Origin of the sequence: Amnibacterium sp. CER49 (assembly GCF_029846255.1) — a bacterium.
GTDB lineage: Bacteria > Actinomycetota > Actinomycetes > Actinomycetales > Microbacteriaceae > Amnibacterium.
Genome location: NZ_JARVWQ010000002.1, coordinates 256,599 through 278,958 on the forward strand (window position 1 = coordinate 256,599; position 22,360 = coordinate 278,958).

General features: G+C 73.3%; 24 protein-coding genes. 15 read left to right on the forward strand and 9 right to left on the reverse strand.

Annotation, left to right across the window (positions count from 1 at the left end; translation table 11 throughout):
- Window positions 1-100: 100 nt before the first annotated feature.
- The 5 genes from QDR37_RS11165 to QDR37_RS11185 form a co-directional block, all read right to left on the reverse strand.
- Entirely contained in the window at window positions 101-1,255 is a 1,155-nt protein-coding gene (locus QDR37_RS11165) for an NAD(P)/FAD-dependent oxidoreductase (RefSeq protein ID WP_279713842.1), read from the reverse strand.
- 54 nt (window positions 1,256-1,309) lie between these two features.
- On the reverse strand, window positions 1,310-1,669 hold the full coding sequence (locus QDR37_RS11170; RefSeq protein WP_347882104.1) for a GntR family transcriptional regulator: 360 nt from the start codon (window positions 1,667-1,669) through the stop codon (window positions 1,310-1,312).
- Window positions 1,666-2,559, reverse strand: a complete 894-nt coding sequence (locus QDR37_RS11175) for a hypothetical protein (RefSeq protein WP_279713843.1) — start codon at window positions 2,557-2,559, stop codon at window positions 1,666-1,668. The genes QDR37_RS11170 and QDR37_RS11175 overlap by 4 nt, the downstream gene beginning before the upstream one ends.
- Window positions 2,560-2,683: 124 nt before the next feature.
- On the reverse strand, window positions 2,684-3,673 hold the full coding sequence (locus QDR37_RS11180; protein WP_279713844.1) for a hypothetical protein: 990 nt from the start codon (window positions 3,671-3,673) through the stop codon (window positions 2,684-2,686).
- 68 nt (window positions 3,674-3,741) lie between these two features.
- A complete protein-coding gene (locus tag QDR37_RS11185) occupies window positions 3,742-4,542 on the reverse strand; it encodes an LLM class flavin-dependent oxidoreductase (RefSeq protein ID WP_279713845.1) in 801 nt (266 codons plus the stop codon).
- A 124-nt stretch (window positions 4,543-4,666) separates the two neighbouring features.
- On the opposite strand from QDR37_RS11185, the gene QDR37_RS11190 reads away from it, so the two are divergent.
- The 5 genes from QDR37_RS11190 (at window position 4,667) to QDR37_RS11210 (ending at window position 9,525) form a co-directional block, all read left to right on the forward strand.
- Entirely contained in the window at window positions 4,667-5,128 is a 462-nt protein-coding gene (locus QDR37_RS11190) for a pyridoxamine 5'-phosphate oxidase family protein (protein ID WP_279713846.1), read from the forward strand.
- Between the two features lie 256 nt (window positions 5,129-5,384).
- Complete coding sequence (locus tag QDR37_RS11195; RefSeq protein ID WP_279713847.1) at window positions 5,385-7,982, forward strand: AAA family ATPase; 2,598 nt, start codon at window positions 5,385-5,387, stop codon at window positions 7,980-7,982.
- A gap of 147 nt (window positions 7,983-8,129) precedes the next feature.
- Window positions 8,130-8,465: a hypothetical protein gene (locus QDR37_RS11200; protein WP_279713848.1), complete on the forward strand. Its 336-nt coding sequence runs from the start codon at window positions 8,130-8,132 to the stop codon at window positions 8,463-8,465.
- Between the two features lie 82 nt (window positions 8,466-8,547).
- A complete protein-coding gene (locus tag QDR37_RS11205; RefSeq protein ID WP_279713850.1) occupies window positions 8,548-9,021 on the forward strand; it encodes a hypothetical protein in 474 nt (157 codons plus the stop codon).
- 162 nt (window positions 9,022-9,183) lie between these two features.
- Complete coding sequence (locus QDR37_RS11210) at window positions 9,184-9,525, forward strand: DUF805 domain-containing protein (protein WP_279713851.1); 342 nt, start codon at window positions 9,184-9,186, stop codon at window positions 9,523-9,525.
- Window positions 9,526-9,547: 22 nt separating this feature from the next.
- Here QDR37_RS11210 and QDR37_RS11215 read toward each other — a convergent pair whose 3' ends face one another.
- Together QDR37_RS11215 and QDR37_RS11220 are read right to left on the reverse strand one after the other, a co-directional pair.
- Entirely contained in the window at window positions 9,548-10,354 is an 807-nt protein-coding gene (locus tag QDR37_RS11215; RefSeq protein WP_279713852.1) for a methyltransferase domain-containing protein, read from the reverse strand.
- A gap of 13 nt (window positions 10,355-10,367) precedes the next feature.
- Window positions 10,368-11,030 carry a LysR substrate-binding domain-containing protein gene (locus QDR37_RS11220; RefSeq protein WP_279713853.1) on the reverse strand — a complete coding sequence of 221 codons (663 nt, stop codon included), beginning with the start codon at window positions 11,028-11,030 and terminating at the stop codon, window positions 10,368-10,370.
- Between the two features lie 41 nt (window positions 11,031-11,071).
- On the opposite strand from QDR37_RS11220, the gene QDR37_RS11225 reads away from it, so the two are divergent.
- The 3 genes from QDR37_RS11225 to QDR37_RS11235 all read left to right on the forward strand — a co-directional run bounded on the left by QDR37_RS11225 (window position 11,072) and on the right by QDR37_RS11235 (window position 12,225).
- Window positions 11,072-11,431 (forward strand): DUF5997 family protein, encoded by a 360-nt coding sequence (locus tag QDR37_RS11225; protein ID WP_279714857.1) that lies wholly within the window; start codon window positions 11,072-11,074, stop codon window positions 11,429-11,431.
- A gap of 159 nt (window positions 11,432-11,590) precedes the next feature.
- A complete protein-coding gene (locus tag QDR37_RS11230; RefSeq protein WP_279713854.1) occupies window positions 11,591-11,797 on the forward strand; it encodes a hypothetical protein in 207 nt (68 codons plus the stop codon).
- A gap of 80 nt (window positions 11,798-11,877) precedes the next feature.
- Window positions 11,878-12,225 carry a VOC family protein gene (locus QDR37_RS11235; protein WP_279713855.1) on the forward strand — a complete coding sequence of 116 codons (348 nt, stop codon included), beginning with the start codon at window positions 11,878-11,880 and terminating at the stop codon, window positions 12,223-12,225.
- Here the strand turns inward: QDR37_RS11235 and QDR37_RS11240 are convergent.
- On the reverse strand, window positions 12,222-15,758 hold the full coding sequence (locus tag QDR37_RS11240) for a TM0106 family RecB-like putative nuclease (RefSeq protein WP_279713856.1): 3,537 nt from the start codon (window positions 15,756-15,758) through the stop codon (window positions 12,222-12,224). The genes QDR37_RS11235 and QDR37_RS11240 overlap by 4 nt on opposite strands.
- Before the next feature lie 122 nt (window positions 15,759-15,880).
- Between QDR37_RS11240 and QDR37_RS11245 the strand changes: the two genes are divergently transcribed.
- From QDR37_RS11245 to QDR37_RS11270, 6 genes are all read left to right on the forward strand, one after another.
- A complete protein-coding gene (locus QDR37_RS11245) occupies window positions 15,881-16,945 on the forward strand; it encodes an ABC transporter substrate-binding protein (RefSeq protein ID WP_279713857.1) in 1,065 nt (354 codons plus the stop codon).
- Window positions 16,942-17,712, forward strand: a complete 771-nt coding sequence (locus QDR37_RS11250) for an ABC transporter ATP-binding protein (RefSeq protein ID WP_279713858.1) — start codon at window positions 16,942-16,944, stop codon at window positions 17,710-17,712. The genes QDR37_RS11245 and QDR37_RS11250 overlap by 4 nt, the downstream gene beginning before the upstream one ends.
- 5 nt (window positions 17,713-17,717) lie before the next feature.
- Window positions 17,718-18,590: an ABC transporter permease gene (locus QDR37_RS11255; RefSeq protein ID WP_279713859.1), complete on the forward strand. Its 873-nt coding sequence runs from the start codon at window positions 17,718-17,720 to the stop codon at window positions 18,588-18,590.
- Between the two features lie 82 nt (window positions 18,591-18,672).
- Window positions 18,673-19,125, forward strand: a complete 453-nt coding sequence (locus tag QDR37_RS11260) for an Rrf2 family transcriptional regulator (protein WP_279713860.1) — start codon at window positions 18,673-18,675, stop codon at window positions 19,123-19,125.
- An 85-nt stretch (window positions 19,126-19,210) separates the two neighbouring features.
- Entirely contained in the window at window positions 19,211-19,678 is a 468-nt protein-coding gene (locus QDR37_RS11265) for a hypothetical protein (RefSeq protein ID WP_279713861.1), read from the forward strand.
- Between the two features lie 175 nt (window positions 19,679-19,853).
- A complete protein-coding gene (locus QDR37_RS11270; RefSeq protein WP_279713862.1) occupies window positions 19,854-20,057 on the forward strand; it encodes a cold-shock protein in 204 nt (67 codons plus the stop codon).
- Between the two features lie 65 nt (window positions 20,058-20,122).
- On the opposite strand, the gene QDR37_RS11275 is transcribed toward QDR37_RS11270, so the two are convergent.
- Window positions 20,123-20,854, reverse strand: a complete 732-nt coding sequence (locus tag QDR37_RS11275) for a hypothetical protein (RefSeq protein ID WP_279713863.1) — start codon at window positions 20,852-20,854, stop codon at window positions 20,123-20,125.
- A 531-nt stretch (window positions 20,855-21,385) separates the two neighbouring features.
- On the opposite strand from QDR37_RS11275, the gene QDR37_RS11280 reads away from it, so the two are divergent.
- On the forward strand, window positions 21,386-22,180 hold the full coding sequence (locus tag QDR37_RS11280) for a hypothetical protein (RefSeq protein WP_279713864.1): 795 nt from the start codon (window positions 21,386-21,388) through the stop codon (window positions 22,178-22,180).
- Window positions 22,181-22,360: the final 180 nt, after the last annotated feature.

The following is a 22,360-nucleotide window of genomic DNA, read 5'->3' on the forward strand; positions in this document are numbered from 1 at the left end:
GAGGCGAGCCAGCGGGAGCGCGCGGCGCGCTGATCGCGGCGCGGGTGGGCGGAGTGGGTCGAGGGTCCCGCCGAGGTGGCTGCGCGCCGAAGCGGCCGGCTCAGCGGTCGGCCGCAACCTCCGCGGCGAACCGACGCGCCTCGGTGCCGATCTCGTGCAGGACGCCGCCTAGCGAGACCGTGTAGCCGAGGAACGCGAGGCCCGGTGCGGCTGCACGGCCGCCGCGGATCCGCGGCAGCCCGGTCGGCGTGAGGACGCCGAGGTGCCCGACGAGCGGCTCGAGGCCGGGGCGGTAGCCCGTGGCGGCGATCACGACGGAGGGCGAGATGCGGCGTCCGTCGGCGAGGCGCACCTCGTCGTCCTCGAAGGCCGTCACGCCCGGTACGGGTTCGACCGCGCCGCTGCGGATCGCCGCCACGATGCCGACGTCCTGGGTCGGAATCGCTCCGTCGAGGCGCAACCGGGTCCCGAGGCCGTCGCGCGCTCGGGGCAGGCCGTACGTCCCGAGGTCGGGGACCGTCAGTCGGATCTGCACGGCGCCGAGCAGGTCGACGACCGGGTCGGGGAGCCTGCCGGCGGCGAGGCCGACGATCTGGGCGGGCAGCGGCCCGGTCTGCCGCCGCACGAGGTGCGGCGGCGTCCGGACCGCCAGCCGGACGCGGGCGGCGCCGTGCTCGGCGAGGTCGACGGCGATGTCGGTCCCGGTGTTGCCCGGGCCCACCACGAGCACGTCGAGGCCGCGGAAGGGCTCGCCGTTCCGGTACTGCGCGGCGTGCAGCAGGCTGCCGCGGTAGTCGTCCGCGCCCGGCCACGGCGGCAGGAACGGCACGCCGTTCCGGCCGGTGGCGACAGCGACGGTGCGGGCGCGGAGCACCTCCGCGTCCTCGGTCGTCACCGTCCACCGCGTCCCGGTCCCGGACGGGGCGGCATCGATCCGGGCCGCCCGGGTGTCGGCCCGCACGTGGAGCGCGAAGCGGGTCGTGTACCGCTCGAGGTAGCGGACGAGCTCGCCGGACGCGACCCACCGGCCCGCCTCGCGGGGGATGCGCAGGCCCGGCAGCCCCGACAGCGAGCGGACGGTGTGCAGCGCGAGCCGGTCGTACGCCGAGCGCCAGCTCGAGCCGACCGCGGTTCCCGCCTCGAGCACGAGGGCGTCGACGCCGCGGCGCCGCAGCTGGGCGGCGGCCGCGAGGCCCGCCGGCCCCGCGCCGACCACGACGACGGGACCGGCGCTCGCACGGGTGCGTCCCTGCACGGCCCGATGCTGCCGCACCCGCGGGGCGGACGGAACAGGTACGGGGACCCCGGTTCAGGTCGAGGTGCCGAAGCGGGCGCGCAGCAGGGCGACCGCGCCCGCCGCGTCGAGGCCCTGCGCCCTCGCGGCGGCGACGAACGCGTCGGCGGCGCGGCGCACCGCCTCGTCGGAGGCCCGGGTGGCCCGCACCCGCGTGCCCTTGCCGCGGTTCGTCTCGACGAGCCCGGCGGCCTCCAGCTCGGCGTAGGCGCGGGCCACGGTGCCCGGGGCGAGGTGCAGGTCGGCCGCCAGCTGCCGGATGGGGGGCAGCCGGCTGCCGGTGGCGAGCGAGCCGTCCGCGATCCGACCGGCGATCTGCTCGCGGATCTGCTCGAACGGCGGCACCGGGCTCGTGACGTCGACCGCGAGGATCACGGGCGTGCCGCGGGGACGGGGCGGCCGGCGCGGACGGTGACCGCACGGACTGCCGCCCGGACGACGAGCACGCAGGCGGCGACGAGCGCCACGGGCGCCAGCGCGAGCAGCACGGTGCCGCCGACGCGCGCCGCATCGGTGCCCGTGGTGAGCCCGACGGTCAGCATCGGCTCGCCGGCGGCGGCGAGCACGCCGGTGAGGTGGAGCAGGAGGCCGGCGGACGTGAGCAGCGAGACCGCGGCGGTGGCGTCGCGGCGCCACATCCGGTCGCCGTCGGCAGCGCCCGGCACGGAGGGCAGTGCCGCGATGCGTCGCAGGGCGAGCATGGTCGCGCCGACGACGAGCGCGGTGGTGAGCAGCAGCGGCAGGGCGTAGTACCAGCCGGGGTAGGGGCCGGCGGTGCCGACGCCGGCCGCGGTGCCGATCGCGTACTCGCGGAGGCGGCCGGCCTCGTCGGGGGCGCCGGTCGCGCCGGTGAGGACGAGCAGCACGGCGAGCAGGGTTCCGAGTGCCGCGGGGACCAGGTAGGCGCGACGGTCGCCGACCGTGAGCGGCCCGCGGGTGTCGAGACTCGCCGTCCGGACGGCGCTCGGCTCGACCGGCGCTGCCGGCACGGCGGCGAAGACGAGCAGGCCCGCTGCGGTGGCGAGGCCGGGCGCGACCGCGAGGGGCAGTCCGAGCCACGACGGCACCGCGGTGCCGAGCGCGAGGAGGGCGACGAGCACGACGCCGCCGGTCGCGAGGCCGCAGAGCAGACCGAGGCGCACGCGGCGCAGCCCGCGGTCCGTGGGCCGGTCCGCGACGAGCCGGCCGGCGAGCGCGAGCAGCACGGCGACGACGACCGCGAGCGCGGTGAGGGCGCCGAGGGCGAGCAGCAGGATCAGTGCCATGAGGGCCTCCTTGTACTGCCGTGACGGTACAAGCGGTCCCGCTCCTGTGTCAATCAGGTGATACAAGCGTGTCGCCGCGAGCGAGGTCCCGGCCGGTCTGCAGGACCGCGAACAGTCGGCCGGGTCAGGCGCGGGGAGCGAACCGGTCGAGCATCCAGCGCCAGATCGGCAGGTACCGCGGGGTCCCGTCCGCGGTGAGCGGGGTCGAGTCGTCGGCGAGCTTGATGTGCGCGTCGCGCATCGGTTCGTCGACGAGCAGCAGGCGTCCGGACAGCCGGTCGTTGGGGGACACCGTGCGTGGCGTGCCGAGTCCGAGGGCCTGCCACGACGCGCGGATCTGGGAGTAGTAGCCGTCAGCCGTGTTGTCGAAGGCGACGTAGCGGCCGACGGGCGTCTTGCCGGGGGTGCCCGTCCAGGTCGCCACGCCCGTGCCGTTCGTGAGGATCGGGGCGCCGACGAGCAGCACGCCCGTGACGCGGTGCTCGTGGGCGATCCACGCGGCCTCGCCGCCGCCCTGGCTGTGGCCCGCGACCACGACGTCGCTCCAGCCGATCGCGCCGCGCGTGCGGTAGTGGTCCCACCCGCCCTTCGGGTCGATCTGCTCGAGGTGGTCGAGGGCGGCCCCGAGCCGGGCGAGGACGCCGTTGCGCGGCGTCACGGCGCTCACCTTCGAGGGCGCCGAGCCGTCGAAGCGGTTCTGCTCGAGCCTGCCGTAGCAGGCCTGATCGGCGCCGCACGCGTCGGAGGGGGCGGGGCCGAGGTTGTAGTAGTCGAGCCCGAGAACGTGGTAGCCGGCCTGCGTCGCGGCGGTGAGGAACCGCTCGTAGTTCTTCGGCCGCAGACCCGTGGCGGCGAGGAAGAGCAGCAGCGGCCCCGAGGCGGTGGTGCGGGCGCCGTACGTGCTGCGGTCGGGGTCGAGCGGCTTCCCGTCGCGTCCCGTGAGCTTGAACCAGTGCGAGCCGGCCGGGGTGGTGGGGCTCGTGCTCGCCGTCGGCCCCTGCGCTTGCGCCGGGTGGGTGCCCGCGTACCAGACGGCGGTCGCCCCCGCGGCGACGACCACGACGAGGGCGGCCGCGAGCAGCACGAGCACCAGCCGCCGCGCACCCCGTCTCATCTGCAGCACGGTAGCGGCGGCGCGGCGGGCGGCGGAGGGTCGACCCGCGCCTGTGGACGGCGTCCGGGTCACGGTCCGGCATCGATGAGCCGGCGCACCGCCTCGAGGTCGAGCTCGTAGGGGCCGACCCGGGTGAGCACCCACGTCGCGCCGGCGTCCGCCCACGGCGCCGGGTCGACCCCGGGCTGCAGGTCGATCACGACGTCGTACGGCGCGGGGCTGCTCGCGCGCAGCGCCGCGACGGACTCGAGGATCCCCCCGACCGCCGCGGGCTCGGGCACGCCGATCGGGAAGAACCCGTCGTACCGCGCCGCGCGCCGCAGCGGGGCGGCGTTCGGGTGGCGCCCGGCGACCCAGACGGGGATCGGCCGGCCCGGCGACGGCAGGAACGTCACGTCGGTCGCGGCGTAGTGCTCGCCGTCGTGGTGCACGCGCGCGCCCGAGAGCAGCGTGGTGAGCAGGTCGAGGCCTTCGTCGAGCATCCGGCCGCGCACCTTCGGGTCGGCCTCGTCGCGGAAGCGGCTGAACTCGCCGGCGCCCCAGTCGTCACCGATGCCGAACCCGAGGACGAGGCGCCCCCTGGAGAGCACGTCGAGGCTCGCCGCCTGCCGCGCGAGCACGTGCGGGCGCCGGCGGGGCAGCGGCGTCACCATCGGTCCCATCAGCAGCCGCTCGGTGCGGAGCGCGATCGCGGCGAGGCAGATCCAGGGGTCCGCGATCGCCCGGACCGGCTCGCTGTAGAGCATGTGGTCCCAGAGGAAGAGACCGTCCCAGCCGGCGGCCTCCGCCTCGGCAGCGAGGTCGCCGACGAGCCGCGGGTCGGCGAGCACGTCGAACGGGGCGAGGAACAGTCCGCGGCGGGCCGGCATGCGGCCATCCTGCAGCCGACGGACTGGAGGGATACGCGGATTCCCGTATGGAGCAGGCCGCGGCAGCAGTCCTACGCTGCGCCGATCGAGACGGACGGCCGATCGAGGACGATGGAGGGGACCGATGACCGATCAAGGGGATGTGGCGCTGCTCGAGGACCCTGTGGCGCAGGAGCTGCTCACGTCGGCGAACCCGGCGCGGTTCGCGTACACGTGGCGGGACGGCTCGCCGCGGGTCGTGGCGATGTGGTTCCAGTGGAGCGACGGGCGGCTCGTCATGGGCACGCCGCCGAGGGCGCCGAAGCTGAAGGTGCTGCAGGAGCGGCCGGAGGTCGCCGTCACGATCGACAACGGCAACTCGTACCCGTACCACGAGCTCATGCTGCGGGGCCGGGCGCAGGTCGAGCTGCAGGACGACGTGGTGCCCGAGTACGCGCAGGCGGCGATCCGCTACTTCGGGAAGGAGCAGGGCGAGGCGTGGCTGTCGCAGCTGCGCGGCATGCCCATGGCCCGGATCACGGTCAGACCGACGTGGGTCGGCCTGCTCGACTTCGAGACCCGCTTCCCGAGCGCGCTCGCCGCCTGAGGGCGCCCGCTCCGACCGATAGGGGCCGTCGGTGCTTCCTCCTCGTGCAGCTGCGACCCGCGACGCCGGCACCTGCCCGAGCGCGGATCACCTGCACGCGGTCGGGGTCGTGCCGCGGCTGCGCCGGGCATCGGCCCCGCTCGCTGGGACGGCCGCACGTGCTGACCGCACCGCCGGGCACCGCACTCCGTGGAACCACGGATCTTCGGATCCAGGGCTGGCGGCGGAGGTCAGGACGCGATAACACTGACCCGCGATGGCACTGCTCGAGCGGCAGGTGCCGATGGAGGCACTCAACGATGCCGCCGGCGACGCGCGTGCCGGCGCGGGCAGACTCGTCCTCCTCGCGGGTGAGGCGGGCGCCGGCAAGACCGCGCTGCTCGAGCGCTTCCGGCGCGCCGTGCCCGACGCCGTCTGGTCCGAGGGCGCCTGCGACGGTCTGACGACGCCGCTGCCGCTCGGTCCGCTCTACGAGGTCGCGGCCCAGCTCGGCGGCGACCTCGGCGAGCTGATCCGCAGGAGCCCCGCCCGCATCGACCTCTTCGCGACCCTGCTCCGGCGCCTGGAGGACCCCCGCACCTTCGACGTCGTCGTGCTCGAGGACCTGCACTGGGCGGACGAGGCGACCGTCGACCTCCTCCGCTACGTCGCGCGCCGAATCCGAAGCGCGCGGTCGCTCGTCGTCGTCACCTACCGCTCCGACGAGCTCGCGGAGCGCCATCCGCTGCGGCTCGCCCTCGGTGAGCTGGTCGTCCGCCAGTCGACGCGGCGGATCGAGCTGCAGCCGCTCTCGGCCGAGGCCGTCGCCCGGCTCGCCCACCTCGCCGGGGTCGACGGCGGCGAGCTGCACGCGGTCACCGGCGGCAACCCGTTCTTCGTCACCGAGGTGCTCCGCTCCGGCCTCACGACGCTCCCGCCGTCGGCTCGCGACCTCGTGCTCGGCCGCGCCCTCCGGCTCGGTCCCGCGGCGAGCACGGCGCTCGAGACCGCGGCGCTCATGGGCCGCGTCATCGAGGTCGCGACGCTGCAGGCGGTCACGGGCGCCGACGGCGACGTGCTCGCCGAGCTGCTCGAGGTCGGCCTGCTCGTCGACGCGGGCGGCGTGCTCACCTTCCGCCACGAGATCGCCCGGCGCGCGGTCGAGGAGGCGATCCCACCGCACCGCCGCGTCGCGATCCACCGTCGGCTCCTCGACGCGCTCCTCGCGCAGGGCAGCACGGACGCCACGCTGCTCGCCTTCCACGCCGCCGCCGCCGGTGACGACCCGGTCGTGCTCGAGCAGGCGCCTCGCGCGGCCGACGCCGCCCTGCGCCTCCGCTCCCACCGCGAGGCGGCGACGCACCTCGAGCGCGCGGTGGCGGCCGCTGCCGTGCTGCACGACCCGCGGGAGGCGGCGCTCTGCGACGCGCTCGGCCTCGAGCTCGCCACGATCGATCGGGTCGAGGAGGCCGAGCGGATGCGGCGCCGCGCGCTCGCGCTCTGGCACGCCCGCGGCGAGCCGTACCGGGAGGGCGACACGCTCCGCCACCTGTCGCGGGTGCTCTGGCGGCTCGCGCGCAGCGACGAGGCGGTCGAGGCCGCGGAGGGAGCGATCCGGATCCTCGAGCCGCTCGGCCCGTCCGTCGAGCTCGCGTGGGCCACCGCCGCCCTGGCCGGGCACCGGATGGTGCACGGCGGCAACGAGGCCGCCATCGACCTCGCGCGCCGCGCCGAGTCGCTCGCGGAGCGCTTCGACCTGCCCGCGGTGCTGAGCGACGCGCTGAACGCCGAGGCCTGCGCGCTCGCGAACGAGGAGCGCCCGTGGGAGCCCGTGATGCGCCGCGCGCTCGACGTGGCGGTCGGCATCGGCACCGAGGACCAGGCTGCCCGCGCCTACGCGAACCTCGCCTGGCTGCTGTGCGCCGAGTACCGCTTCGAGGACGCGCGACCCGTGCTCGCCGAGGCGACCGCCTACTGCGAGGGCCGCGACCTCGAGACGTACGGCACCGTGATCCGTGGGCTCCGGGCGCTCGTCGCCCTGCGCCGTGGCCGGTGGAACGACGCCGCCGCCATCGCCGACCACGTGCTGCGCACCGCCGGGGCGTCACCGATCAACCGGATGACGCCGCTGCTCGTGCTCGGCCTCATCGCCGCCCGTCGCGGCGACGACGACGCCTGGCGGCACCTCGACGAAGCCCTCGCGATCGCCCGCGGCTCCGACGAGCCCGACCGCCTGATCGACGTGCGGCTCGCGCGGGCGGAGGCGTGCTGGCTCGAGCGGCGGGTGCCGCAGGCACGGCAGGAGGTGGGCGCGATCGTGCCGTTGATCCGCGGCTCGTCGTCGTGGCTCGCCGGCGCCGTCGCCGTCTGGTGCCGCCGGCTCGAGCTGCCGGTACCGGCCGGTGCCGTCGCCGAGCCCTTCGCGCTCGAGCTGCGCGGGCGGTTCACGGACGCGGCGGGGATCTGGTTCGACCGGCGCTGCCGCTACCTCGCGGCGCTCTCCCTGCTCGGCTCGGACGGGGAGGCCGACCTCCGCCGCGCCCTCGAGGTGCTGCACGAGCTCGACGCAGTGGCCGCGCAGCGCATCGCGCGCGAACGGCTGCGGGGGATCGGCGCCCGGGCGATCCCGACCGGAGCCCGTGGGGCGGCCCGCGAGCATCCCGCCGGGCTCACCGCACGTGAGCAGGAGGTGCTCGCCGAGCTGCGCGCCGGGCGCACGAACGCGGAGATCGCCGCCCGGCTCGTCATCTCGATGAAGACCGTGGACCACCACGTCACGAGCGTCTTCGCGAAGCTCGGCGTGCACAGCCGCGAGGAGGCCGCGCTGATGGGGGAGCCCGCCGCGCTCGGGGACCAGGTCCGCCCAGGGTTCTGATGGGGCCGAAGGACATCGGGTGGCAAGAGGGGGTGCCGCGGATCCCGATCTCGGGTGCCGTCCCCGATCCTCGGCTCTCGGCCTGATTCCTACCGTCGTCGACGAGCCGGTGCACCGCGCCGGCTGACGGATCGGAGGAGCAGGACGATGAGCCTCTACCACCAGGACTTCGCCGCGGCCACCTGGCACGAGCACGAGCGGCGCAACCGCGAGCGCAACCGCGGACGCGACCTGAGCGCCCCGCGCGGACCCTCGCGCGCCGGCCTGCTGCTCGCGCGGATCGGCCGGGCGCTGACGCCCGCACCGAAGCCGGCTCTGCCGGTCGTGCCGATGGCGCCGATCGTGAACGACGTGCCCGTGCCGGCGATCCCGGTCGTCGCCGACCTCGTCGCGCCGGTCGTGGACGGCCTCGTCCGCCCGGTGGTCGAGGAGGTCGCCGCTGCGGTGCAGCCCGAGGCGCCCCGGGTCCCGCAGCACGCCTGATCCCCATCGAGGACCTCCGCCGCGTCGGCGCCGTTGGACCCGGCGCGGCGGACCCCTGCCGCCGCCCCGCGAGGAGGAAGCCGTGACGCTGCTCGCGTCGCTCGCCGGCCTCGCCGCGCGACCGGTCGCGCCGCTGGAGCCGAGCGTCGTCGAGTACCGGACGGCGTCGCACTCGGGACCGCCACCGCTCGTGCCGCGGCTCGTGCTCGTCGGCAGCCGGGTCACCCCCGGGCGGCATCCGGTCGTCGCTCTGACCTGGCGAACCGAGGGCGGTCGGCTCGCGGCACGGCCGGTGCTGCTCGTGCTCGAGCGGCACGGCCGCCGGCGCACGCTCGCGTTCCGGACCGATGCCGCGAGCTGGGCCGGCGGTACGACCACGGCGACGCTCACGGTGCGCGGGCTGCGCCCCGGCGCCTACCGCGCGTACCTCTCGCTGCCGTACGCCGACCGCCGCAGCCGGCGCGACCCGGCGCTCGCGCTGCGCGCCGCGAACAGCGGCACCTGGGACGCGAAGGACGGCCTGAACGCGCTGCACCAGACGGTGCTCGTGACCTGAGCCGCATCGACGGCACGACCGCGTGCAGGGGATCCACCCTGCTGCAGGGACGACACGCGGCGTCAGCACCTGCACTCGGGCGGATTCCCTGCATGAGGCGGCTCGGCGACGGGCACGGCCCGAGCGGCCCTATGAGACCCTGGGACCTGCTGGAATCGTCGCGTGCACATCGGTCAGGCCGTCTCGATCTGCTTCGTCAAGTACGCCGACTTCCGCGGACGCGCGAGCCGCCCGGAGTACTGGTGGTTCACGCTGTTCGTGACCATCGTCTCCCTGATCGCGCTCACCTTCGACACGCTCGCGCGCAGCGGGCTCTACTCGACGATCTGGAACCTCGCGGTGCTGCTGCCGACCCTCGCGGTCACGGTCCGGCGGCTGCGCGACGCCGGCCTGCACTGGGCGTGGATCCTCATCGGCCTCGTGCCGCTCGTCGGCTGGCTGATCCTCGTCGTGCTGCTCGCTCGACCGAGCGTCGAGGAGCGAGGCGTCCCGGCGGCCGCCTGACGAGCAGTCGCGCGCCGTCGCTCTAGCGGGTTCCGGTCGCGAGCAGCGCCCGCATGAGCAGTACGCCGGAGCGCGCGCGGACCAGCTCCGCGAACCGCGCCGCGGCGGACGCCACCGCGCCCTCATCGAGCCGGCGGAACACCGGGCGGAGCGGTGCCGACCAGCCGGGGATCGACCGGAACAGCGCCTCGGCGTCATCGATCCGCCAGCCGTGCTCGACCTCGCGCACCTCGACGTCGCGGAAGCCCGCGTCCTCGAGCAGCGCCCTCAGCCGGACGGAGTCGCTGAGCCGGAACGCGGCGGGCGTCGGCCGGCTCGGGTCCGGGACGCGATCGAGGGCCTCGAGCGCGAGGTCCTGCAGCGGGAAGCCCCCCGGCGCCCACGCCGTGACCGCGACCGTGCCGCCGTCCCGCAGCACCCGGTGCAGCTCCGCCGTGCCCGCGGCGAGGTCGGGGAAGAAGATCAGCCCGAACAGCGAGGCGGCGGCATCGAAGCTCGCGGGCGGCAGCGCGAGCGCCTGCCCGTCCATCACCTCGACCCGGCCATGCAGCTGCTCGTGCGCGAACCGCCGCTGCAGGTGCTCGACCATGCCGAGCGCGAAGTCGGTGGCGAGCACCTCCGCGCCGGCTCGCGCCGCCGCGAGCGCGAGCACCCCGGTCCCGGCGGCGACGTCGAGGAACCGCACGGTCGGCCCGAGCGCGAGCGCCTCGACCACGTCGCCGGCGAAGCGGCCGGTGAGCGGCGCGAACCACTCGTCGTACGCTGCGGCGGCGTCCGACCACGCCTCCGGCTCCTGGTCCGGGGAGATCCGCTGCTCGTCCTGGCTCATGCGCTGCTTCTCCTCACCGGCCGTTCGTGCGACGCCGCGTCGACGTCGCACCGCGGCGCTGGCGCCCCTGCCGCTGCGCGGCCTGCTTCGGTTGCGGCTGCTTCGCCGGCTTCGGCGCGGGCGGCTCCACGGGCGCCGCGCCGCGCGAGCTGTTCGCCGTGCGGCCGCGGACGATCCCGATGAACTCGTCGATCAGCGGGCCCTCCGTCGTCCTGCGCCAGACGAGCCCGACGCGCGTCGGCTCGGCGTCGCTGATCGGTCGGCCGACGACGTCGCGACGGCCGGTGGCGCGCAGCACCGACTGCGGCATCCGCGCGATGCCGTGGCCCGCGGCGACCAGATCGAGCACGCCGTCGTCCCATCCCGGGTAGAGCTCCTCGCCGTCGAGGTCGGCGAGCATGACCGTGTCGAACACCTTGATCGGGTGGTCCTTCGCCGCGACGACGATCGGCGTCTCCTCCCAGAGGGGGATGACGTGCAGCTCGCCCGCGTCGATGCCCGCGACGGGCAGCCGGGCGAAGGCGAGGTCGAGGGACGCGAGCAGCGCCGGTCCGACCTCGTCGTCGGGCAGCGCCTCGATGCGGAGGGGCGCGTCGGGCATCCGCTCCGCCCAGGTGCGCACCCAGCGGTCCGGGGTCACGCCGGGCACGACGCCGACCACGAGTCCGTCCGTCACCGTGCCGACGGTAGCGTGACGGGGTGGCGCAGGAGCAGACGATGAAGCCCGAGACCGCGGCGAAGAAGCTCGGCGTGCTGCTCGAGGCGACCCCGGAGGAGTTCCGGGCGGCGCCAGTCACGCGGAGCCGGCTGAACGAGCTGCAGGAGACGCCGCCGGAGTGGCTGCAGGAGCTGCGCCGCACCGGCCCGCATCCGCGACCCGTCGTCGCGGCGCGACTGGGCGTCTCGATCGCCGGCCTGAAGCGCGGCGGCGTCGAGGAGCCGATGACCACCGAGCAGATCCAGGAGCTGCTCCGTGAGAAGCCGGAGTGGCTCGTCCGGGAGCGCGCGACGCACGCCGAGGTCATGGCCGAGAACGCGCGCGTCAAGCGCGAGCGCGCCGCCAAGACCGCAGGCTGACCGCGGCAGGTCGGCCCGCTCGTCTGCATTGCGTGCGACTCGACACCCTCGTCGGGCGGACGCTGCTCGTGCCGGCGCTCGTGCTGATCACCGGCGACCGCTTCTGGTGGCCGTCGCAGCGGCGCGGGGCCGGCGTCGAGGCCGGTTAGCCTCGAGCCCGTGTTCCAGCAGCGACTGTGGGGGCGGCCGTTCATCGGCTGGGCGCTCGACGGCGGCGTCGTCGTGCTGGCGATCCTGTTCCTGATCGGCGGCGACCCGACGCTGCGCCTCCTCGCGGTGCTGCTCGTGGTGTGGCGCGCGGTCAGCGTGGTGACGGGCGTACTCGTGTGGCGGCGGACCCAGGGGCGGACGCCCGACGGGCGCTGAGAACACACCTCGGCCTGTTGCGGCGAGGCTCGGCGGCGGAGTTGGTTACCGCTCGAGTGACGCCGACGAGGAGGCTGCACATGCCCGCGAACATGAACTACTTCGAGATCGGCTCGCCCGACCCGGAAGGAGCGAAGGCGTTCTACGGATCGCTCTTCGACTGGGCGATCGGTGAGCCGTCGCCCGCGGCATACAGCACGGTCGACGGCGGCAAGGGCGGCCTCTGGGACACGAGCGGCATCGGCGGGGCCTCCTGGGCGATCTTCTACGTCCAGGTCGACGACGTACCGGCTGCGATCACGAAGGCGGAGCGCCTCGGCGCGACCGTGCTGATGCCCCTCGTCGACAACGGCGCGATCGAGTTCGCGCACCTTCGCGATCCGCAGGGCAACCGGTTCGGCGTGTGGAAGCCGAAGGCAGAGCGCTAGCGCAAGGACGCCGGCTCGGGTTCGGGCGCCGTCAGCCGCAGGAACCCGCTCAGCTCGGCGACGCCTTCCGCGTCGTGCGGCAGGTAGTCGGCGAGCGCGGGGGAGTGGACGAGGAACGTCGCCCACTGCGCCCGCGAGATCGCGACGTTCAGCCGGTTGCGGTTCATCACGAACGCGACGCCACGCGGCACGTCGATCGGTGACGAGGCCGTGAGCGAGACGATCGCGAGCACCGCCTCCTGCCCCTGGAACCTGTCGACCGTGCCGACGCGGACGTCCCGGTAGCCGGCGGCGTCGAGGCGGTCGCGGATCAGCGCGACCTGCGCGTTGAAGGGCGCGACCACGATCACGTCGGAGGGACGCAGCGGATCCTGCCGGCGCCTGCAGTCCGGATCCGTCCACGGCGGCCCCACGTGCCGCCGCACGAGCTCGACCACCGCCTCCGCCTCGGCCTCGGAGCTCACGGAGTCGCCGTCGTGCAGCACCGGGACCGGGTGCACGCCGGGCTCGGCTCCGTCGAGGTGCCGCCGCGTCGTCTCCGGCTTCTTCGACGTGAGGCGTCCCTCGTAGGACAGGTCGGAGACGGCCGCGCTGAGCGCCGGATGCATGCGCCAGCTCTCGGCGAGGAAGTAGCCGAGCTCGGGTGGCAGCACGTCGTGCCCGTCGGACAGCCAGCCGAGCGCCGAGGTGTCGACGGGCTCGGGGTGCAGCCCCTGACTCACCTGCGGCAGCTGCTGCGGGTCACCGAGCAGCAGCAGGTTCCGGGCGCTGGCCGCGACCGCGATGGTGTTCGCGAGCGAGTACTGGCCGGCCTCGTCGACGACGAGCAGGTCGAGCTGTCGGCGCGGCACCTTCGACGCGTTGCTGAAGTCCCACGACGTGCCACCGAGCACCAGCCCGTCCGACGTCCGCTGCGTGATGAAGGCACGGACGTCCGAGTTGCTCTTCACGGGCGTCCAGCGGCCGGTGCCGCCCTTGCCGTCCGGGCGCTTCGCGACCCGGCCCGCGTCGACGCCTGCCGCGATGACGCCCTCGAGCAGGTGCTCGACGACCGCGTGCGACTGCGCGACCACGCCGACGCGCCAGCCGTGCCGCTGCACGAGCTCGGCGATCACCCGGGCGCCGAGGTGCGTCTTGCCGGAGCCGGGAGGTCCCTGCACCGCGAGGTAGGACTCATCGAGGCGCAGCGCGGCACGGACGATCGCCGAGGCCCGGTCGTCGCCGGCCTCCGGAAGGCCGCCGTCGCCGGTGAGGCGCGGGGGCCGACGGCGCAGCAGGTCGAGCACCGCGTCGCGGCGGGTGGGGGAGTCGGCGAGGGCCTCGCCCTGCTCGAGGATCGCCTGACGCTGCGCCATGGTCGCGATGGGCGGGGGCGGCGTGATGGCGATCGGCAGGGCCGCCCAGGGCTCGTCGGGGATGCCGTCGTCCGCGCCGACGCGCTCCTCGATGCGCACCGCGGTGCTGCCGTCGCGCAGCGTCTCGACCGCGAGCACGGTCGTGCGGGCGTGCTCGCCGCGCTGCCCGGCGGGCGTGGGGCCGCAGCCGGCCGGTGCCGGGTCGTCGTACATGAGGAACGGGCGCTGACCGACCCGGAGCGAGCCGCCCGGCGCGAGCGAGCCGATGATGCGCAGGACGCGGCCGTCGACGCGGTCGCCGTCCTGGCGGCCCCAGTCGCGCTCGACCTCGACCGAGTCGGCGACGAGCACCTCCTTCTGCTCGGCCCACTCCTCCACGGGTGCGACCTCGCGGTTGAAGTGCTCCCACCAGTACGTCTTGTCCTCGCGGCGGTGGTACTCGATCGCCGCAGCGGCGAGCGCGAGCGCGGTCTCGTCGGGGGTGCGGTCACCGGCGGGGATGCCGCTGACCGTCGCGAGCAGCGCGTCGCGGGCCGCGTCCTCGCGCCGGGCGAGCTGCGTGTCGCGGCCCGGCTCGTCGTCCGGCAGCGGCGGCCGGCGACGGACACGGAGCTCGTCGCCGCGGGCGAGCAGCCAGTCGCGCAGCTGCAGCGTGGAGACGCAGTCGTACTCGTTGTAGTCGGCGATCTGCCCGAGCAGCGCCTCCGCCTCGGCCTCGGCGCCGCGCTCGAGCAGGGCGCGGTACTCCACGTAGGCGTCGACGGACGCCGCCGCGTTCGTCACGTCGCCGTTGCGGAGCCGGCCGCCCATGTAGAGCGGCTCCAGCTTCTTCAGGCTGTACGAGCGCTCGGAGATGCGCAGGGTGCGGAGCACGATCGGGTAGAGGTCGACGAAGACGTGGTCGCGGAGCAGGTCGTCGAGGATCGGCTCGCCGACGCCGTGCCGCGCACAGAGCTGCTGCAGGTGGCTGCGCTCGTAGTCGGCGTAGTGGTAGATGTGCAGATCCGGGTACTGCCGCCGCCGGTCGCGCACGTAGGTGAGGAAGTGGAGCAGCGCCCGCTTCTCCTGCGCGCGGTCGTGCGCCCAGAACGGCCTGAAGTGTTCGCGCCGCCCGTCGTGGTCGATGACGCCGAACAGGTACTCGAGGCCCCAGTTGCGGCCGTCGTCGCTCCAGAGCGGGTCGCCCTCGAAGTCGAAGAAGACGTCGCCGGGGCTCGGCTCGGGCAGCGCCGCGAGGCCCTCGGCGTCGATGATCTCGAAGCGGACGCGGTGCTCACCCGTCTCGGACCGCTCGGCCCGCAGCTGCAGCTCGGCCTGCAGCCGCAGCCGCTGCAGGGCGGCGGAGCCGATGCCCGGTACAGGGCCGGTGCTCGCGGCGAACTCGTCGACCGTGCGGATGCCGACCTCGCGGAGCCGGAGCCGCTGCCCGACCGTCAGCCGGCCGACGAGCAGCACGTCGCGCGTGGCCTCCACCTGCGCCGTGCACTCCGCGCAGCGACCATCGGCGGCGACGCCCTCGGCGCCCCACTCGATCGCGGCGTGGGCGGCCAGCCGGTCGTCGACGAGCCGGCGGAGCCGCGTCATCCGCAGGTCGAACACCGGCTCGATGTCCTGCAGCCGGTGCGTCGAGGACGTGCCGTCGCCGAGCAGCAGGTGCACCTGCTCGCCGACCGCGACGCCGAGCGCCTGGAGCTGCCGCGCGTACGCGGCGAGCTGCAGCAGCGCCGTCACCTTCGCGCGTCGCGCGAGCTTGGTGTCGAACACCTCCCAGTGGTCCCCGCCCCGGACGAGGAAGTCGGCGAAGCCGAGGAACGAGCCGTCGAACAGCGTCGCCTGGAACACCACGTCGGCGCCGCCCGTCATCGCCGCGAGCGTGCGGTCCTGCGCGGCCCGGAGCTGCGCGAAGTCCCTCGAGTCGTCCGGCCGCTCGATGCTCGCGACGCCGCCCGCGCGGCCGGGCGTCCACTCGCCGAACGTCTGGAGGTAGGCCTCCAGCTGCCGCTGCTCGTGCACGTCGCCGAGCGCGGCGGCCCGCCGGTTCATCGGATCCTCGGGCTCGGGCACCGCATCGACCCGGCCGAGCTTCGCGTCGAGGCGGCGCATCAGGCCCCACTCGCACTCGACCGCCGCCTTGAGATCGGAGGCGCTGCACACCACCGTGCCGTTCTGCACGAACATGCGGCCTCCCTCTCGAGTCGAGCCACGGTATGCCGGGGCTCCGACACGTCGGGGTACGCAATCCGTCAGTCCACTCCAACAGGCCCTTCCCTTAATCCCTACTGAACCAATAGGTTCCGGTCGTGATCCGGATCCGTCACCTCGCCGCCGTCGCGACCGCGGCCGTCCTCGCCGTGGGCCTGACCGCCTGCGGCGCCTCCTCGAAGGCCGGCGCGCCGGCCGCCGACACGAAGTCGAGCTCGAGCGCGAAGGCCCCCGCGCTCCGCCTCGGCTACTTCCCGAACTTCACCCACGCTCCCGCCATCGTCGGCGCGGAGAAGGGGCTCTTCCAGAAGGAGCTCGGCGCCACGAAGCTGACGACGAACCTGTTCGACGCCGGCCCCGCCGCCAGCGAGGCGCTGCTCTCGGGCTCGATCGACGCCGCGTTCATCGGCCCCGGACCGACCACCAACGCCTACGTGAAGAGCAAGGCGATCGAGGTGATCGCCGGCGCGGCCGCGAACGGCGCCGAGCTCGTCGTGAAGCCCTCCATCACCTCGGTCGCGCAGCTGAAGGGCAAGAAGCTCGCGACGCCGCAGCTCGCGAACACCCAGGACATCGCGCTGCGGCACTACCTCAAGCAGAACCACCTCACCGCGACCGCGACCGGTGGCGGCGACGTCTCCATCGAGCCGCAGGCGAACGGCGACGCGGTGAAGGCCTTCCAGCAGGGCCAGATCGACGGCGCCTGGGTGCCGGAGCCCTACGCGACGATCATGCAGAAGGCCGGCGGCAAGGTCCTCGTCGACGAGCGGTCGCTGTGGCCGGATCACCGCTTCGTCGTCACGAACCTCGTCGTCACGAAGGACTTCGCCTCGAAGTACCCGGGCAGCGTCACCGACCTGCTGAAGGGGCTGCTCGACGCCGAGGACGCCATCGCGAAGGACCCCGCCGGCGCCCAGACCACGACGAACGCCGTGCTCGAGAAGGTGACCGGCAAGCAGATCGATCCCGCCGTGCTGAAGACCGCCTGGTCGAACGTCGAGTTCACGGTCGACCCGGTCGCCGGAAGCCTCGTCGAGGGGGCGAAGCACGCGCAGGACGTCGGGCTGCTCACCGGCACCGTCGATCTCAAGGGCCTCTACGACCTCGGGCCGCTGAACGCGCTGCTCAAGGCGAAGGGGAAGGCCGAGGTGAAGGGGGAGTGACGCTCATCACCGACGTCCGCACCCCGGTCCGCATCGAGGCTGTCAGCAAGGTCTTCGGACGGGGCGCCGACGCGACGGTCGCGCTCGACAACGTCGACCTCACCGTCGAGGAGGGCGAGTTCGTCTGCCTCCTCGGCGCCTCCGGCTGCGGCAAGAGCACGCTGCTCGCGATGATCGCCGCGCTCGACGAGCCGACCACCGGGGTCATCGACCTCGGCGGCCGGCGCACCGCCGTCATGTTCCAGGACGCGAACCTGTTCCCGTGGCTCACCGTGCAGGGCAACATCGAGCTCGCGCTGCGCTTCTCAGGCGTACCGCGGTCCGACTGGGCCGCGCGGGTCCGCGAGCTGCTCGCCGTCGTCCGCCTGCCCGGCGCCGCGAGGAAGCGCCCGCACGAGCTGTCCGGCGGCATGCGCCAGCGCGTCGCGCTCGCCCGGTCGCTCGCGCAGGAGGCGGAGGTGCTGCTCATGGACGAGCCGTTCGCCGCGCTCGACGCGATCACCCGCGACGCCCTGCACGCGGAGCTCGAGCGGATCGTCCGCGAGCGCGGGCTGACCGTCATCTTCGTCACGCACAACGTGCGGGAGGCGGCCCGCCTCGGCGACCGGGTGCTCGTGATGAAGCCGTCGCCCGGCCGGATCGTCCACGAGGAGCGGATAGACCTGCCGCGGCCCCGGCAGATGGAGGACCCCGCGGTCGCCGTGCGCGCAGGCCTCCTCCGCGACGAGCTCGAGACCCAGGACGCCGGTACGGAGGTGCAGGGATGAGCGCCGTGACCGATCGCGACGCCGCAGCGCGCCCCGCACCCGCCGTCCGCGCCCCCGGCCGCGCGGCGGAGGCGACGAACCGCGGCCGAGCCCTCCTCCTCGGGCTACCGAAGCGCCTGCTCCCGCCCGTCATCGCGATCGTCGTCGCGCTCGTGGTCTGGGAGGCGCTCGTCCTCACCGGCTGGAAGCCGGCGTACGTGCTGCCCGACCCGCCCACCGTGTTCGCGCGCCTCTTCCAGATGGTCGGCGACCCGACGTTCCTCGGCGGCGTCGCGACCACGATGACCCGCGGCATCGTGGGCTACCTCATCGCCCTCGTGATCGGCACCGCGATCGGCCTCGCGGTGAGTCGCTTCCCGTTCGTGCGCAGCGCGATCGGATCCCTGCTCACCGGCCTGCAGACCATGCCGTCAATCGCGTGGTTCCCGCTCGCGATCCTCTTCTTCGGCCTCTCCGAGCAGGCGATCCTCTTCGTCGTCATCCTCGGCGCGGCGCCTTCGATCGCGAACGGCCTGATCGGCGGCGTCGACGAGGTGCCGCCGCCGCTGCTCCGCACGGCGCGCAGCCTCGGCGCCCACGGCTTCGACCTCTATCGCCTCGTGATCATGCCGGCGGCGTTCCCCGCCTACCTGTCGGGGCTGAAGCAGGGGTGGGCCTTCGCGTGGCGCTCACTGCTCGCCGGCGAGCTGCTCGTGATCATCAGCAGCGCGACGAGCCTCGGGCAGGCGCTGTCGTTCTACCGGCAGCTCTCGGACGCCCCGAGCCTGTTCGCGACGATGATCGTGATCCTCGTCATCGGCATGGTCGTCGACCGCGTCTTCGCCGTGATCACGAACGGCGTGCGCGCCCGCCGCGGCCTCGGCGCGCTCCGCAGCTGAGGTGACCACGACCGTCGTCGCCGGTCCGCAAGGCAGCGCTAGCCTTCGAACCGGAGGCCGCCCGATCGGGCGGGACGCGTGCATGCAGGTGACCGCCCAGATCGACTACGGCGTGCGGGCGATGATCGAGATCGCCGCCGGCGAGGGCCGCGCGAGCGGCAGCGAGATCGCCGCCGCGCAGGGCATCCCGGCGAAGTTCCTGGAGTCGATCCTGCTGCGGCTGCGTCGCGGCGGCCTGCTGGTCGCGCGACGCGGCGTGGCCGGCGGCTATGAGCTCGCGCGACCCGCCGACACCATCTCGGTCGCCGACGTCATCCGGGTGCTCGACGGACCCCTCGCGGCCGTCCGCGGCATGCCGCCCGAGGACGCCGAGTACCCCGAGTCCGCCGCCCGCCTGCGCGACCTCTGGGTCGCGCTGCGCGCCGCGATGCGCGAGGTGCTCGAGGCGACGACCCTCGCCGACATCGCGGGCGGCGCCCTGCCACCGCACGTGCAGCAGCTGCTCGCGAGCGACGACGCGTGGGTGCGGCGCTGAGCACGCGGACCCGTCGCCTTCGGTTCCGCTGGAACGACCCGCGTGGGGTGTCGCTGCGTCCGCCGAAGGGTCCACACTCGTCGGCATGATCGACGGAGGAGGCGTGCAGCGGTCCGACGACGTGATCCGCTGGTTCTTCGCGGAGCAGCGACGGCAGTCCACCAGCCGGCGGCTCGCACGCCTCGAGCGGGCCGAGGCGGACCTCCGCCTGTGCCTCGAGCGGTTCGCGGGGGAGCTGCTCACCCGGCAGGAGCTCGCCCTCCTCGCGCTGGAGCGGCAGTTCGTGCCCGAGGGCGCCGTCGCGCGCATCGCGGGTGTGGACGCCGTGCTCCTGCTGCTGCCGATCTACCTGGACGAGCCGCGCTACCACGGCGAGGACCTCGAGGACCGCAAGCTGCGCATCCGCCTGGCCGACGCGATGGCGCGTGAGGTGCTGCGGGTGCCAGCGCTCCGTGAGCCCGCGATCGCCCGCGCGGCGTGGATCGTCGACGCCGCGGTGCAGCACGCCACGTGGCTGTACCGGCAGGAGCGCGAGGCCTCCCGAGACTGGTGACGAGGCCTCGCGTTGCGGACCGCCGTGAAGCGAGTAGCCTGGGTCCTGCATTTCTAGTTGTTGCAGGTGGCTCAGGTTCCCTCGGGATTCTCCCGATGTCCTCGAACGCGTGTGTTCAGCGTGGTGTGACGGCGTGGACGACCGCGCCGTGCAAGTCGAGAGAGACGAGGTCGATATGGCTACAGGTACCGTGAAGTGGTTCAACGCTGAGAAGGGTTTCGGGTTCATCGCTCCCGATGACGGAGGTGCCGACCTGTTCGCGCACTTCTCCGCCATCACGGGCGGCGGATACCGCTCCCTCGACGAGAACCAGAAGGTGGAGTTCGACGTCGCCCAGGGCGACCGCGGACCCCAGGCCGCGAACATCCGCGCGCTCTGAGTTCTCACCAGAAGTAGCGAAGGGCCCGGCGGCGACGCCGGGCCCTTCGTGTTCCTACGGGCGGATTAGCAGCCGTAGTCGAGGTCGTTCAGGTGCCCCTGGCCGATCCACTGCACGACCTGGATTGGGCCACCGGTGAAGCTCGTCGCCTTGCAGGCCTGCTGGAGCTGACTCGTGGTCTGGTTCCGTGCGCCGGTCGCGTACCAGACCGGCCAGCCGCTGGTCCCGAGGCCGGTGCCGGTGATTGTCGCCCACTGGGCCGGCCGTGCGTAGACGCCAACCGTTGCGGTCGAGCCGGCGTTCTTCAGACGGCCGCTGATCGCGTCATACTCGCCCTGGATGTCCTGCACGTTCAGCGCCGTGTTGGTGCTCCAGGGATTCGTGGTCTCGACGTCCAGCCACCAGGTCTGCGCGTTCAGCAGGTTCGCCTTGGTGGCGGACGTGTCGTAGGCGTAGATCCCCGCGAGGTAGCCGTACTGGTATGCCGCGCAGCTCGCTTCACCGACCGGGCAGTTCGCCTGCGCGAGCTTGTAGTTCGGGTTCGCGGTGTTGTAGCCCGTGTTCACGTAGATGCTCACGTTCGCCGGGTCGAACCCGCCGACCGTCGCCTCGGCGTTCGCGCAGCCGTTGTCGGTGAAGTCGCTGCCTCCCTGCACGCCCACGATGCGGAACTCGCCGCTTGGTACCGCGTTGGCGCAGCTCGGGAAGCTGAGGTCGATGCCGCTGTGCCCTGTCGGGTACTGCCCGAGCGCCTGTGCCGCCATCGGCACGAGCACCGCCCCTGCTAGGGCGGCCACCGCCGCACATGCGCCCACTCCCGCGCGTTGAACCCTGTTCATCCGACCCCCCTCGGTATGGCCGCCGCACCCCCAAGGCGGACAGGGAGATCGTGTCGCGCGAGGAGTGCCGAGAGCCGGAGTCGCGCGTGCCGGAAGGTGCCGCAGTGGGAGTGCCAGGAGTGTCGCAGCGACGGGAGGAGCCGCGGAGGCCGTCGCCGTCGTTACGTGACGCGATAGTTGACCGCGTAGCGCTACGTCCGTTGATGCGACACTTCACTGCTCATGGCAAGCGTTGGGATTGCTGAACGGGCCATCGGATCGGCTGGTCGCAAGTCAATACCATCGGGCCGAACCTCGTTATCACAACAACTTCCTGGACGTGCCCTTATGCCCCTCGTCGCCACATCCGTGCGCCTAAAGCGTTCCCTAGGCCGACTCTCCTCTTCGCTCCGACTCGCCGCAGGACTTGTGGCCGCAGCCGCCATCGTTAGTGCCTTACTGCCCGCTACGTCGGCGTCGGCCCAGACGGTCACACCGCCGCCTGGAAGCGTGGCGGTCTCGTTCGCGTGGGGCGGGATCAACGGAACGAGCGGTCGCACGTCAGCGGCAGTGATGTCTCGTTCTCTGCGTGTGCAATTTGGCTTCTACAAGCAATCGTCAACCGCAGACGGCCAGACAGCGCTGGTGGTGGGGCGCCTGCAGAAGCGCTACAGCAGCACGGGAACGTGGAGTGACACCGGTCAAACATCCTCCACTGCGGCGACTTTATTCGACTTCCGCATCAATCCGTACTCGTCGAGCTCAACCATGCACGATGTCTCGGTCTACTACCGACTCGTCGTACCGACCGGTGGTGTCATCGGGCGGGGGAGTGTGTCTCCTCAGATCCGCGTCGATTACCAGAACCCGAGCCTTTACACGGGTTGGAAACGTTCTCTTTACCTGGACATGCGCCAGTTCTGTCCCGATGCCGCGATCCGCGGACTCTCATCCCTTCCGGTCGCTTGGGCGGCGGCTGTGACACCGCGAGGTCTTTATGAGATCGACGTCCTCAGCAGTGATCGCGTGACCATGACCGCCAGCAACCAGAAAGCGATGATGTTGCACGAGTGCGGCCACCATCTGCAGTGGCAGAATTATGGAGCGAGCGGGACTGGCTGGAATCTTATGAGTCAGCAGGCGACCAAAATCTTCGGCACGAATCATTCCCAGCCGATTGAGCACATGGCGGACTGTGTCTCCCACGCTGCCTATTCAGCCGGGTACCTCGGCTACGGCGGCGTCTGCACCACGACGCAGCTCTCCTACGCTGCCCGCATCCTCGCCGGCAAGGAGCTCTATTGACGCGGCGTCGGCAGCCAGGCGCCTTGAGCGCCACTCGAATTTCAGGCGTTGCTAGTAGGCCGACGCGGGGTCCCTTCGCTTCACTGTGTCGAGCGGCGGTGTCTGAGGAAGCAGTTAGCACTTACGAAAGAACCAGACCGAGCCAACGACACTGGCCGCGGTCTGATCCGGCGAGGGTAG